General features: G+C 72.0%; 10 protein-coding genes. 6 read left to right on the forward strand and 4 right to left on the reverse strand.

Annotated features, from left to right (window positions below):
• Window positions 1-35 precede the first annotated feature (35 nt).
• From BLW85_RS10385 to BLW85_RS10400, 4 genes are all read left to right on the forward strand, one after another.
• Window positions 36-554, forward strand: a complete 519-nt coding sequence (locus BLW85_RS10385; RefSeq protein ID WP_074991894.1) for an NUDIX hydrolase — start codon at window positions 36-38, stop codon at window positions 552-554.
• Between the two features lie 139 nt (window positions 555-693).
• On the forward strand, window positions 694-1,716 hold the full coding sequence (locus BLW85_RS10390) for a phosphotransferase family protein (RefSeq protein WP_074991895.1): 1,023 nt from the start codon (window positions 694-696) through the stop codon (window positions 1,714-1,716).
• 5 nt (window positions 1,717-1,721) lie between these two features.
• On the forward strand, window positions 1,722-2,939 hold the full coding sequence (locus BLW85_RS10395) for an acyl-CoA dehydrogenase (RefSeq protein ID WP_070027899.1): 1,218 nt from the start codon (window positions 1,722-1,724) through the stop codon (window positions 2,937-2,939).
• A gap of 193 nt (window positions 2,940-3,132) precedes the next feature.
• On the forward strand, window positions 3,133-4,053 hold the full coding sequence (locus BLW85_RS10400; protein WP_070027901.1) for a LysR family transcriptional regulator: 921 nt from the start codon (window positions 3,133-3,135) through the stop codon (window positions 4,051-4,053).
• Here the strand turns inward: BLW85_RS10400 and BLW85_RS10405 are convergent.
• Genes BLW85_RS10405 through BLW85_RS10415 form a run of 3 tightly spaced genes read right to left on the reverse strand, consistent with a single transcriptional unit; the run spans window position 3,992 to window position 7,059 of the window.
• Window positions 3,992-4,585: a TetR/AcrR family transcriptional regulator gene (locus BLW85_RS10405; protein ID WP_070027903.1), complete on the reverse strand. Its 594-nt coding sequence runs from the start codon at window positions 4,583-4,585 to the stop codon at window positions 3,992-3,994. The genes BLW85_RS10400 and BLW85_RS10405 overlap by 62 nt on opposite strands.
• 24 nt (window positions 4,586-4,609) lie before the next feature.
• Window positions 4,610-6,289: a class I adenylate-forming enzyme family protein gene (locus BLW85_RS10410; protein ID WP_070027904.1), complete on the reverse strand. Its 1,680-nt coding sequence runs from the start codon at window positions 6,287-6,289 to the stop codon at window positions 4,610-4,612.
• The gene (locus tag BLW85_RS10415; protein ID WP_107409098.1) at window positions 6,286-7,059 is read right to left on the reverse strand and encodes an SDR family oxidoreductase; all 774 of its coding nucleotides are present in this window, start codon (window positions 7,057-7,059) and stop codon (window positions 6,286-6,288) included. Before BLW85_RS10415 ends, BLW85_RS10410 begins: the two co-directional genes overlap by 4 nt.
• A gap of 158 nt (window positions 7,060-7,217) precedes the next feature.
• Between BLW85_RS10415 and BLW85_RS10420 the strand changes: the two genes are divergently transcribed.
• Window positions 7,218-8,441, forward strand: a complete 1,224-nt coding sequence (locus tag BLW85_RS10420; protein ID WP_074991896.1) for an exo-beta-N-acetylmuramidase NamZ family protein — start codon at window positions 7,218-7,220, stop codon at window positions 8,439-8,441.
• A gap of 79 nt (window positions 8,442-8,520) precedes the next feature.
• Entirely contained in the window at window positions 8,521-9,819 is a 1,299-nt protein-coding gene (locus BLW85_RS10425; RefSeq protein ID WP_074991897.1) for a serine-threonine protein kinase, read from the forward strand.
• A 32-nt stretch (window positions 9,820-9,851) separates the two neighbouring features.
• Here BLW85_RS10425 and BLW85_RS10430 read toward each other — a convergent pair whose 3' ends face one another.
• Window positions 9,852-12,641: a penicillin acylase family protein gene (locus BLW85_RS10430; RefSeq protein ID WP_074991898.1), complete on the reverse strand. Its 2,790-nt coding sequence runs from the start codon at window positions 12,639-12,641 to the stop codon at window positions 9,852-9,854.
• Window positions 12,642-12,790: the final 149 nt, after the last annotated feature.

Genomic DNA, 12,790 nt, shown 5'->3' on the forward strand with positions numbered 1-12,790 from the left:
GGCCGCCGTGACCGCGCCCGTGTTTGGATGAGGTCATGAACCCTGCTGACGAGATCCTCGACATCGTCGACGAACACGACCGGGTCGTCGGGCAGTTGCCGCGCGGCGAGGTGTACGCCCGGGGGCTGCGCCACCGCTGCGTCTTCATCCAGGCCAGGGACGCGGCCGGGCGGCTGTTCGTCCACCGGCGCACCGCCACCAAGCCGGTCTTCCCCTCGCTGTACGACCCGTTCGTCGGCGGGGTGGTCGGCGCGGGCGAGTCCTACGACGAGGCGGCGCTGCGGGAGGCCGAGGAGGAGCTGGGGGTGTCCGGACTGCCCCGGCCCACGCACCTGTTCACGTTCCTCTACGACGACGGGGCCGGCCGGTCCTGGTGGTCGGCGGTGTACGAGGTGCGCTGCGAGCTGCCGGTCGACCCGCAGAAGGAAGAGGTGCAGTGGTACGGCTTCCTCACCGACGAGGAGGTCGAACGGCGGCTCGGCGAGTGGGAGTGGGTGCCGGACGGGCTGGCGGCGTACCGGCGGCTGGCGGAGTTCCGGGCCGCCGGCGGCTGATCCCGCGCGGCCCGGCGGGGCGCCGGGCGTGCCGTGGCCCCGGTCACGTTTCCCGCCATGTTCGCCGTACGCACTGGACGACATACCGACCGGTCGGCATCATGAATCGCGTCCTGTACGCCCGTTCGTTGGAGTGAATATGAGCGCCGACCACCCGCCCGGACTCGACCTGGACCGGCTGCGCCTCCTGCTGGAGCGCGAGCGCCCCGGTCTGGTGCGGGGCCCCCTCGGCGGACGGCTGATCGAGGGTGGCCGGTCGAACCTCACGTACGCGCTCACCGACGGCACCTCGCGGTGGGTCGTCCGCCGGCCGCCGCTCGGCCATGTGCTGGCCACCGCGCACGACATGAAGCGCGAGCACCGCGTGATCAGCGCGCTGCACCCCACCTCCGTGCCGGTCCCCGCCCCGGTGCTGCTGTGCGAGGACGAGGAGGTGCTGGGCGCGCCGTTCTACGTGATGGAGTTCGTGGAGGGCACCCCGTACCGCACCTCCGGGCAGCTGGCCGCGCTGGGCGAGGAGCGGGTGCGCAGCGCGGTGCTGTCCCTGGTGGACACGCTGGTCGAGCTGCACGCCGTGGACCCCGCCGGGGTGGGCCTCGGCGATTTCGGCCGGCCGGAGGGCTATCTGGACCGGCAGCTGCGCCGCTGGGGCAAGCAGCTGGACGCCTCCCGCAACCGCGACCTGCCCGGCATCGACGAGCTGCACGCCACCCTGGGCCGCCGGCTGCCCGCCTCCCCCGCGCCCGCCGTCGTGCACGGCGACTACCGCCTGGACAACGTGCTGATCGGGGCCGACGACCGGATCACCGCGATCCTCGACTGGGAGATGTCCACCCTCGGCGATCCGCTGACCGACCTCGGTCTGCTGGTGATGTACAGCCGCAGCCTCGACGTGCCCGACTCGCCCGTGGCCACCACCGCAGAGGCGCCGGGGCACCCGGCCCCCGCGGAACTGATCGAGCGGTACGCGGCCCGCTCCGGGCGGGACGTCTCGGCCGTCTCCTGGTACGAGGCGTTCGCCTTCTTCAAGCTCGCCGTGATCGTCGAGGGCATCCACTACCGCTACACCCTCGGCCAGACGGTCGGCCGCGGTTTCGACCGCATGGGCGCTCTCGTGCCCGTCCTCATCGACCACGGACTGACCACTCTTCAGGAAGGCTGACCGTCATGGACTTCGCGTTCGACGCGCGCACCGAGGAATTGCGGGCCAGGCTGCTCGCGTTCATGGACGAGCACGTGTACCCGGCCGAGGCGGTCGCCGAGGAGCAGCGGGCCGCGCTCGACTCGCCCTGGAAGACCCCGCCGGTGGTCGAGGAGCTGAAGGCGGAGGCCCGGCGGCAGGGCCTGTGGAACCTGTTCCTGCCCGACGCCGAGTACGGCGCGGGGCTCACCAACCTCCAGTACGCGCCGCTCGCCGAGATCACCGGCCGCTCCCCGCAGCTGGCGCCCACCGTGACGAACTGCGCCGCGCCCGACACCGGGAACATGGAGGTGCTGGCGCAGTTCGGCAACGAGCAGCAGAAGAAGCAGTGGCTGGAGCCGCTGCTGGCCGGTGAGATCCGCTCGGCGTTCGCGATGACCGAGCCGGAGGTGGCCTCCTCGGACGCCACCAACATCACCACCCGGATCGAGCGGGACGGCGACGAGTACGTCATCACCGGCCGCAAGTGGTACATCTCCGGGGCGATGAACCCGGACTGCCGGATCTTCATCGTGATGGGCAAGACCGACCCGGACGGCGCGGACATCCGCCGTCAGCAGTCCATGGTCCTGGTCCCGCGCGACACGCCCGGTGTGACCGTCCGGCGGGCCATGCGGGTGTTCGGCTACGAGGACCACTTCCACGGCGGCCACGCCGAGGTGGTCTTCGACCGGGTGCGGGTGCCGGTGACCAACCTGATCGGCGAGGAGGGCGGCGGCTTCGCCATCGCGCAGGCCCGGCTCGGCCCCGGCCGGATCCACCACTGCATGCGGCTGATCGGCATGGCCGAGCGGGCCATCGAGCTGATGTGCCGCCGGGCGGTCTCCCGCACGGCGTTCGGCAAGCCGCTGGCCCGGCAGGGCGTGGTGCAGAACTGGATCGCCGACGCCCGGGTGACGGTCGAGCAGCTGCGGCTGCTGGTGCTGAAGACGGCCTGGCTGATGGACACCGTCGGCAACCGGGGCGCGCACACCGAGATCCAGGCCATCAAGATCGCCACGCCGCGCGCGGTGGTCGCCATCCTGGACCGCGCCATCCAGCTGCACGGCGCGGGCGGGGTGAGCCAGGACTTCCCGCTGGCCGAGATCTACGCCTCCGCCCGCACCCTGATGCTGGCCGACGGCCCCGACGAGGTCCACCAGCGGTCGCTGGCCCGGCGGGAACTGAAGAAGTACCTCCAGTAACCGCCGAGAACTAGTAGCCGCCGAAGTAGGTGTGGTCGGCGCGCAGCAGGGCGCCGAGGAAGGAGCGGAGGCGGGACAGGGACGAGGGTCTGCGTGTCATGCGTCCAGCGTGGCGCGCGGGCCGTCCACCGGTCCAACAGATGGATTCGCTGGGAGCCATCGCTTTCATGAACGGGTTCCCTACGATGGGCGGATGGAGATCCGCCAGCTCAGGCACTTCATGGCCGTGGTGACCGAGGGCAGCTTCACCGCGGCCGCGCGCGCCGAGCTGATCGTGCAGTCGGCGCTGAGCGTGTCGGTCCGCAACCTCGAACGCGAGCTGGGCGCCGACCTGTTCGACCGCACGGGCCGCAAGGTGGTGCTCACCGAGGCCGGGCGGGCCCTCGTGCCCAGGGCCCGGGCGCTGCTCGCCGGCGCCGCCGAGGCGCGGGACGCGGTCGCCGCGGTGGCGGGGCTGGCGGCCGGGCGGGTGGCCGTGGGCACGATCCAGACGCTCACCTGTGTCGATCTGCCCGCCGAACTCGCCGCGTTCCACCGGGAGTTCCCCGGCATCCAGGTCTCCGTGCGGGACGCCACCGTCCCCGAGCTGACCGAGGCGCTGCGCGCGGGTGAGCTGGATCTGGCGTATCTCGCGCCGGACGCCCGGGAGTTGCCCGAGGGGCTGCACGCGCACGCCGCCTGGCAGGAGGAACTGGTGCTGGTCACCGCCCCCGGGCATCCGCTGGCCCGCGCGGGGCGGACACTCCTGCGGGACCTGACCGACGAGCCGTTCGTCGACTTCCGGGCGGGCACCGGCCTGGAGACGGCCGTGCGCCGGCTGGCCGCCCACTGCGGCCTGGACCGCCGCATCACCTGCGACGTCACCCAGATCGGGCTCTTGGTCGAGCTGGTCCGGGCCGGGATCGGGGTGGCGTTCGTGCCCCGCGCCATCGGGGAGCGGGCGGGGCTGCCGTGTGTGCGCATACGGCAGCCGGAGCCCGGCCGTACCGTCGTCCTGGCCGGGCGCGGGGCGACGCCGGGGAACCCGGCGGCCCGGGCCCTCGTCCGTCACCTCACGGGCGCAGCGCCCGCAGCAGCAGGTCCGCCAGGTGGTCGGCGACCTGCTGGGGGGTGAGGGGACCGTCGGGGCGGTACCAGGTGGACAGGTGGTGGACCGAGCCGAAATGGTAGTCCACGACCAGGTCGGCCGGGGTCGCGGTGGAGAAGACGCCCGCCTGCTGGCCCTCCTCGATGAGCGCGCGGAAGCGTTCGTGGTAGCGCCGCCGCTCGGCCCGTACCTGCTTGTACTTCTCCGGGCTCAGCTGGTGCATGGAGCGGAAGAAGATCGAGGCGTCGTCCAGGTTCTCGATGGTGGACACCACGACGTCCGCCGCGGCCCCCCGCAGCCGCGTCTGAACGGGCGCGTCCATGCCGGCGAAGTGGTCGAGCCGCTCCTGCTGGACGCGCAGCATCCGCGCGTAGATCTCGTGCAGCAGGTCGTCCTTGGAGCCGAAGTAGTGGTACAGCGCCCCCTTGGTGACGCCGGCCGCCTCCACGATCTCCTGCACGGAGGTGCGGTCGTAGCCCTGCTCCGCGAAGAGCCGGGTGGCGGCGGCCAGGAGCCGCTGCGGAACAGGGGCTCCGTCGCCGTCCGTCGTCCTGGGCACTGCCGCCACCTGCCTTCCGTGATGTCACTTGTTCCCGTGCTGTCCACCGCCGTCGCGGGAACGCAGTTCCCGACGGAGGATCTTCCCACTCGCCGTCTTGGGCAACTCGGGGAGGATCTCCACCTGGCGCGGATACTTGTAGGCCGCCAGTCTCTCCTTGCAGTACACGGCGAGTTCATCCGGGTCCGCCCCGGCCCCCGGACGGAGGCTGATGTACGCCTTGACGGTCTCCCCGCGGTAGCCGTCGGGCACGCCCACGACGGCCGCCTCGCGCACCGCCGGATGGGTGTAGAGGACGTCCTCGACCTCGCGCGGCCAGACCTTGAACCCGGCCGCGTTGATCATGTCCTTCTTGCGGTCCACGACGTAGAGCCAGCCCTGCGGGTCCATGAACCCGATGTCGCCGGTGCGCAGCTCGCCGTCCGGGAAGGTCTCGGCGGTGGCGTCCGGCCGCCGCCAGTACCCGGGGATCACCTGGGGGCCGCGCACCGCGATCTCGCCCTGCTCGCCGAACGGCACCTCCGCGCCCCGGTCGTCCACGATCCGCACCACCGTGTCCGGGCCGGGCAGCCCGACCGCGAGGGTCCCGGAGACGGGGTCGACCGGCGCCTCGAGGGTGGTGGGCACGGAGGCGCAGGGGGCGGTGCACTCGGTGAGGCCGTAGCCGTTGTGGATGTACGCCCCGAACCGCTCCCGGAACCGTTCGACCAGCGCGGGCGGCAGCGGGGCGCCGCCGGAGCCGAGGTGCGCGAAGGAGGAGAAGTGCTCCGGGGACGCGTCGGGGTGGGCGGCCAGGGCCATGTAGGCGGTGGAGGGGCCGACCGTGAAGTGCGGGCGGTGCTCGGCGAACGCCTCCAGGACGACGCCGGGATCGAACCGGTAGGCGAGCACGAGGGTGCCCGCGCTGCTCAAGCAGGCGCCCAGCTCGCAGACCATGCCGGTGATGTGGAACAGCGGCGCGAGCGCGAAGTAGACGGGTCCCGGCGGGAGCTGGAGCCCGGTGCGCTGCCGTTCCGCGTTGTACATGATGTTGCGGTGGGTGTTGGTGGCGCCCTTGGGGGTGCCGCTGGTGCCGGAGGTGTAGCTGATCAGCGCGATGTCGTCGGGTGCCGGGTCCCGGCCCTCGGGCGCCGGTCCGCCCCGCCGGGCCACGGCCGTCAGGTCCTCGGCGTCGGGGGCCTGCGGCAGCCGCTCGAAGGACAGCACCCGGGCGTCGTCGTGCGTCTGGAAGTCCCGCTCGCACGCGGTGAGCACGATCCGCACCGGCGAGTCGGCGGCCGTCTGCCTGAGGTACGACTCCCACGCCCGCTGCGAGCAGACCAGCGCGGCCACCTCGGCGTCCCGCAGCACATGGGAGACCTCGGCCGACTTGTACATCGGGTTGACCGGCACCACGACGGCGCCCGCCTTCCAGGCGCCGAGCAGGGCCAGCACGAAGTGCGGGGAGTTCTGGAGCAGTACGGCCACCCGGTCGCCGCGCTCCAGTCCGCGCGCGGCGAGGCCGGCGGCGACGGAGTCGGTGAGCCGGTCCACCTCGCGATAGCTCAGCCGGCCGTCGAAGTAGCTCAGGAAGGTGCGCTCGGGCGCCTCGGCGACCGCGGCGCGCAGGGCGTGCACCAGCGAGTCGGCGGGGTCGACGGGGGCGCGCTGGGCCTCGTCGAGCAGGGCCAGCCAGGGCTTGGACGCGTAGCGGGACTCGCTCACGACACCTCCTCCACCTTCTGCTGGATCTGGTTCATGCCGGCCAGCCAGCGCTCGGGATCCGCGCCGCGCCCCCGGTAGCGTTCGGCGGTCTGCGCGTGCGGCAGGATCAGGAAGCGGTCCTCCTCGATGCCCTGGAACAGCGCGTCCGCCACGTCCTCCGGCTCGATCGCGGTGGGCGCCAGCATCACCTCGCCGGCGCTGCCGCTGGCCGCGAGCATGTCGGTGCGCACGCCCTCCGGGCAGATCGCGTGCACCTTCAGACCGCGGTGGCGGTACGTCAGGGACAGCCACTCGGCGAAGGCGTAGGCGCCGTGCTTCGTGACGCTGTAGGAGGGGGCGCCGACCATGCTGAGCAGCCCGGCGGCGGACACCGTCGCGACGAACCGGCCGCTGCCGCGCTCCAGCCAGTGCGGCAGCAGCGCGTGGGCCGCGCGGACGTGCGCCATCACGTTGACGTCCCAGGTCAGTGCCCATGCCTTCTCGTCCAGCGACGCGTGGATGTCACCGTCCGCGAAGGCGACCCCGGCGTTGGCGCAGTAGACGTCCACGGTCCCGCCGAGCGCGTCCCGCGCCTGCTCGACGACGGCGGAGGCGTCCCCGGGCACGGCGGTGGCGCCGATCTCCCCGGCCACCGCCGCCGCCTTGGCCGCGTCCAGGTCGTTCACCACGACCCGTGCCCCCGCCGCGGCGAACCGCCTGGCGAGGGCGGCCCCGATGCCCCCGCCCGCCCCGGTGACGACCACTCCCGCATCCTGCATGGCATGCACCATCGGTCTCCTCACGACACGACGCGACTCGGCTCAGCGCGGCCAGACTAACCGGTCGGTATGTGTGAAGGAAGGGTTGCCGCACCAACCTCAAAGGGGTGCGGGCAACCGCGCCACCCGCGCCACACGGCCCGCACCTTCCGCACGGACGGAGGCACCCCTTGCACCTCTCCCGAAGAAACCTCCTGGCCACAGCCACCCTGGCGGCCGTACCGGCCCCACCCCCGCACGGCCGCGCGGCCTTCCGCACCGGCTTCGAGGTCCTCGCGGCCGACGGCTACCGGCTCCTCGACGGCCGGAAGACGGGCATCGTCACCAATCCGACGGGCATCACCAGGGACGCCCGCCACATCGTCGACGTCATGCACGAGGACCCGCGCGTCAGGCTGACCGCGGTCTTCGGCCCCGAGCACGGCTTCCGCGGCACCGCCCAGGCCGGCGGCTCCGAGGGCCGTTACGACGACCCGGAGACGGGGCTGCCGGTCTACGACACGTACCTGAAGAGCGGGCAGGCCCTCGCCGACGTCTTCACCGCCTCCGGGGTGGACACGATCGTCTTCGACATCCAGGACGTGGGCGCGCGGTTCTACACCTACATCTGGACGCTGTACGACTGCATGGAGGCGGCCGCGCTCGCGGGCAAGCGCTTCGTGGTGCTCGACCGGCCGAACCCGGTCACCGGCCGCGAGGCGCAAGGTCCGGTGCTGCACAAGGAGTTCGCCACGTTCGTGGGCCGGCAGCCGATCGCACAGGCGCACGGGATGACCGTCGCGGAGCTGGCGCGGCTGTTCAACAAGGAGTTCCTCACCACGCCGGTCCCCCTGGAGACGGTCCGGATGACGGGCTGGCGGCGCTCGGACTTCTACGACGCCTCGGGGCTGCCCTGGGTGCCGCCGAGCCCCAACATGCCCACGCCGGACACGGCGCTGGTGTACTCCGGCACGTGCATGTTCGAGGCCACCAACCTGTCCGAGGGGCGGGGCACCACCCGGCCGTTCGAACTGCTCGGCGCCGAGGGCGTCGACGGCCGCTGGGCGGCGGCCGCGAACGGACTGGGGCTGCCCGGGGTGCGGTTCCGGGAGGCGTACTTCGCGCCCACCTTCTCCAAGTTCGCGGGCACCACGGTCGGCGGGGTGCAGGTCCATGTGACCGACCGGGCCGCCTACGACCCGGTGCGCACCGGGATCGCGCTGCTGGTGACCGCGCGCAAGGTGTGGGAGAAGTTCGCCTGGCGGCCGGACGACTGGATCGACAAGCTCACCGGATCGGACCGGGTGCGCACGATGATCGACGCGGGGGCCGGCACCGACGAGGTGGTGGACGCCTGGCGGCGGGAACTGGCCGCGTTCCGGCGGGTACGCGAGGAACATCTCCTGTACGGGTGAACCAGGCTCCATGGTTAACTTCGCTGCGTCGCGGAACAATTACGGCACGTGACGTTTCCGCGGGGCGAGGGAGCCTGACATGGCGGATCCTGGGATGAGCGTGTCTCCCTACTGGGAGCTGACCTTCGACACGAACGGGGACGTGGACCCGTCCGAACGCGATCGCCTGCTGGCCCAGGTCACGGAGCGCGGCGTCCGTGACCTGGTCGTCTTCGCCCACGGCTGGAACGAGGACCGCTCGGCCGCCACCGCCCTCTACCGCGGCTTCTTCGCCCCGTTCCCGGGTCTCGCGCCGCACGCGCGCCTCGGGTACGTCGGGGTGGTCTGGCCGTCGATGCGGTTCAGCGACGAGCCGATCCCCGACTTCCCGAAGTCGGTGCCGGCGACGGAGGCGGAGGCGGCCCCCGGTCCGGCGCTGGACAAGGACACCCGGCGGGCACTGCTCGCGGTCTTCCCCGGCCATACGTCCGTCCTCGACCGGCTGGCCCGGCTGCTGGACGAACGGCCGGCGGGCGACGCCGGACTGACGGAGTTCGGGCGGCTGGTGCGACTGCTGCTCGACGGCGCGCAGCGGCCCGCCGCCGACACCGACGAGCCGGGACTGCCGGCCGTGTTCACCGAGGAACCGGCCACCGCCTGCGCGGAGTTCGCCGACGCGCTGGCCGCGGTCGCGGCGCCGGGCGGCGCCGAGGGGTTCGGCCTGCCGAACCCGTGGGAAGGCGCCAAGGAACTGCTGCGGCAGGCCGCGTACTACACGATGAAGGGGCGCGCCGGGACCATCGGCGAGCATGGGCTCGGGCCGCTGCTGGGCAGGCTGGCGGCGGTCGCGCCCGGGGTGCGGGTGCACCTGGTCGGGCACAGCTTCGGCGGCCGTCTGGTGTCGTTCGCGCTGCGCGGGCTGCCCTCCGCGGTGCGCACGGTGAAGTCCGTGACGCTGTTCGAGGGCGCCTTCTCGCACTACGCGTTCGCCCAGCGGCTGCCCGACGACCCGCACCGGTCGGGGGCGCTGAAGGACCAGCAGCGACGCGTCGACGGCCCGCTGGTGTGCTGCTACTCCCGCTTCGACGCGGCCCTCGGCACCTTCTACCCGCTGGCCTCGAGGCTGGCGGGGGACGACCGGTCCTGTCTGGGCAACGAGATCGCGGCCGTACTCGGCCCCCGCTGGGGCGCGCTGGGCCACGACGGGGTGCAGTCGGTGCCCGGCACGGTCACGCTCGATCTGGCCCATGCCCTCGCGGGCGGGCTGCCCGCGTCGGGGTGCGTGAACATCGACGCGGCCTCGGTGGTCCGCCGCGGCGGACCACCGGCCGGGGCGCACAGCGACATCCTCCACCCCGAACTGGCCCGGGTGGTGCTGGCGGCGGGCCGGGTCTCCTGACCCGCCGCCGGCACCGGTCCGACGGCCGGGGGTCACCGGTGCGCGGTGTACTCCACGACCTGCTGGTAGGTCGGCCGGTTCTGCCAGCTGATGTTGCCGTGCTTGATGCCGCCCAGCGTGCGCTGGACGATCGAGTCGGCACACCACTGGTCGCCCGCCGAGCAGAGGCTGTCGCCCGGGTAGACCTGGGCGGCGGTCATCCCGGCGGCCTGCTTCAGGGTGCTGATCAGGGTGTCCCGGCAGGCGCCGAGGTCCCCGCCGCCGCAGTACTTCTCGGCGAGCGGACCCTGCACGTTCTTCCCCAGCACCGACCGGATGTCCTTGTCGACATAGCTCCACCAGCCGTACTGGAAGGCGCTGCCGGCGTGCGAGCCGGTCGGGCCGTGCCCGGCGGACGGCGCCTCGTCGACGGACAGGTTGCCGGTGAACGCGTTGTACAGATCGCTTCCGAGACCGGGCTGGAACTCGGCCTTGACCAGCAGCGGCCACCAGGCGTCCAGGATGCGGATCGCGTCGGCGTCGGCGTAGGTCTTGGAACCGGCGGAGGTCTCGGTGCGCCCGGCGCCCGCGCTCACCCAGGCCTGGAGCTTGCTCACCGCGCCGGCGGCGGTGGAGTCGGTCACCGGCGAGGAGCCGATCACCTGGAGCAGTTCGGGCAGCACGTCCTCGGCGCGCAGATCGCTCACGCCCGCGGACGCCATGGCCCGTACCAGCTGGGTGCGGGTCACCCCGCCGGCCGCGACCAGCTTCTTGACCCGGTCGTCCAGCAGATTGCCGCGGTGCACGGAGCCGTCGCCCCAGGAGGCGGTGGTGTAGTCCTTGGCCTGCTTGTTGTTCCAGGAGATGTAGTAGTCCTGGTCGATCGAGTTGGGGTGGGCGGAGGGCGGGGTGTAGTCGGCCGTGTTGGTGTCCGGGGCCCAGCCGCGCCACTCGTACGCGGGCTGCGCCCACACCGGGAACTCGGGGTCGACGCCGTCCGCGCGGACCGGGTTGTCACCGCTGTTGTAGTAGGCGGTGTGCTGGGAGTCGGCGTAGAACCAGTTGAAGGTGAAGTTGATGTGCTGCGTCGCGCTCTGGAAGTCCTGGGGGCCCTTGACGTAGCCGGGGTCGTTCAGCATCTGGAAGCCGATGATGGAGTCGACCTCGTGCAGATAGGAGGAGCGCAGGGTGGTGTAGGCGACCTTCTTGCCGCCGACCGTCGCCCGGTACTCCACCGGTCCGTACTTGGTGCGCCACACCCGCATGGTGTACGAGCCCGCGGCGGTGCCGTCGGCCAGCGTGGGCGACCAGGAGTTCTTCTGCTCCACCTTGTCCATCGCGGTGCAGGTGCCGTGGTACAGGTAGTGGTAGTCGTCCTGGCACAGCTCGACGGCGTAGGTGTCGATGATGTCCTGCCCGGAGGTGGTCGCGCTCCAGGAGTAGTCCTGGCCGCGGCCGAGTTCGACGTACATGCTCAGGCCCGCGAAGGAGGCGCCGCGGGCGCTGATGCCGGGGCCCTGGATCTCCTGGAGCATCAGCAGCTGCGGGGCGAAGTAACCGGTCTGCGGGCCGAAGACGGCGATCGGATGGCCGCTCGCGGTGTGCTTGCCGCTCACCACGAGGGCGTTGGACATGCCCCGGTGGGCGGAGCCGAGCGTGGACTTGGCGGCCGTCTGCGACATGGTCCGGGCGGCGGAGGTGCCCGCGCTGCCGGTGCGGTCGTAGACCAGCGGCTCCTGGGTCACCGAGCCGGCGTCGGGCAGCGCCTCGCCCTTGGCGGTGGCGGGCTTGGTGCCGTAGGGGAAGCTCTGGCCGTCGTGGACGGTGAGCACGGCCTCGGGGTCGTTGCGCTCGCGGAAGGACTCCCAGACCTTGGTGCCCTCCTCGACGCCGTACTTGTTCTGGGCGGCCATCAGGGAGAGGGCGTTGTCGACCTCGCCGCCGCCGCCCGAGCCGAAGAGGGTGCCGATGACGGAGGCCAGCGCCACCAGGTCGGTGATCTTGAAGTGGTCGATGGTGCCGGCGTTGGTGACGGCGTCCTTGTGGCCGGTCAGGTCGTACTCGCCGGGGAAGTAACGGCCGCTGTCGGAGGCGTCGATGTAGGAGTTGATGCCGTCCAGGTAGGCGTTCGCGTCGGCGAGGGCCTGCTGGCCGCGGGCGCCGCCGCCGGCCACCGCCCGGTCGATCTGCGCCTGGAGGTCGGCCTCGGTGTAGGGGGCGTTGCGGTAGAACTCCTGCTCGAGGCCCTGGTTGGCGGCGGCACCGCCCGCGAAGGAGGTCAGCTGGCCCCGGCCGACGTGCCGGAAGACGTCCATCAGCCACAGCCGGTCCTCGGCCGCCGCGTACCCGGCACCGAACTCGGTGCCGTAGCGGGTGGTGCCGGTGATGTGCGGCACACCGGTCTTCTTGTCGCGCACGATCGTCACGTCGCCGCGCCCGTTCGGCTTCTCGGTCGAGGCGACCTGGTCGGACGGGACGCCGAAGGAGGCGTCGTTGAAGAAGCTGTTGATGGTCGAGTCGGACAGTCCCTTGTAGCCCGTGGCCAGGTCGGCGTACGGCCCGAGCTGGTCCTCGGCGTGCGCGGGCTGGGTGCCGAAGGCCTGGTTGAGCAGGATCTGCGCGAGGGTGGCGTTGCCGTTCTCGCCCGGCGGCAGGATGTCCGAACACTGGCCGCCGCAGTAGTCGTTGGACGCGGCCGCGGTGGCGGCTGTGGCCGCGGTCTGGGTGAGCGGGGAGAGAAGTCCGGCTATCAGTACGCATACCGACGCGGACTTCAGGAACCCGGGGAGTCGGCGGAACGTTCTCACTCCGTCAAGGGCGATACGTGGGGTTCGCCGTGGCATGGCGGCTCCTAGCGAGTGGGGTGCGCGAACGTTACCGCCGGTATCCCCCAAGTTGAAGATGAACATGCGTCACTTTTTCGGGGGCAGTGGAAGGTCCCCGGGAGGAACCACGCGAAGAGATGGAGCCGAAGCGCCTGTCGATACGTCTA

This window comes from Streptomyces misionensis, from assembly GCF_900104815.1.
Lineage (GTDB): Bacteria > Actinomycetota > Actinomycetes > Streptomycetales > Streptomycetaceae > Streptomyces > Streptomyces misionensis.

Coding starts and splice junctions, on each gene's coding strand:
- BLW85_RS10400 (WP_070027901.1), top strand. CDS start 3,133: ATGGAGATCCGCCAGCTCAGGCACTTCATGGCCGTGGTGACCGAGGGC.
- BLW85_RS10425 (WP_074991897.1), top strand. CDS start 8,521: ATGGCGGATCCTGGGATGAGCGTGTCTCCCTACTGGGAGCTGACCTTC.
- BLW85_RS10415 (WP_107409098.1), bottom strand. CDS start 7,059: ATGGTGCATGCCATGCAGGATGCGGGAGTGGTCGTCACCGGGGCGGGC.
- BLW85_RS10395 (WP_070027899.1), top strand. CDS start 1,722: ATGGACTTCGCGTTCGACGCGCGCACCGAGGAATTGCGGGCCAGGCTG.
- BLW85_RS10385 (WP_074991894.1), top strand. CDS start 36: ATGAACCCTGCTGACGAGATCCTCGACATCGTCGACGAACACGACCGG.
- BLW85_RS10390 (WP_074991895.1), top strand. CDS start 694: ATGAGCGCCGACCACCCGCCCGGACTCGACCTGGACCGGCTGCGCCTC.
- BLW85_RS10430 (WP_074991898.1), bottom strand. CDS start 12,641: ATGCCACGGCGAACCCCACGTATCGCCCTTGACGGAGTGAGAACGTTC.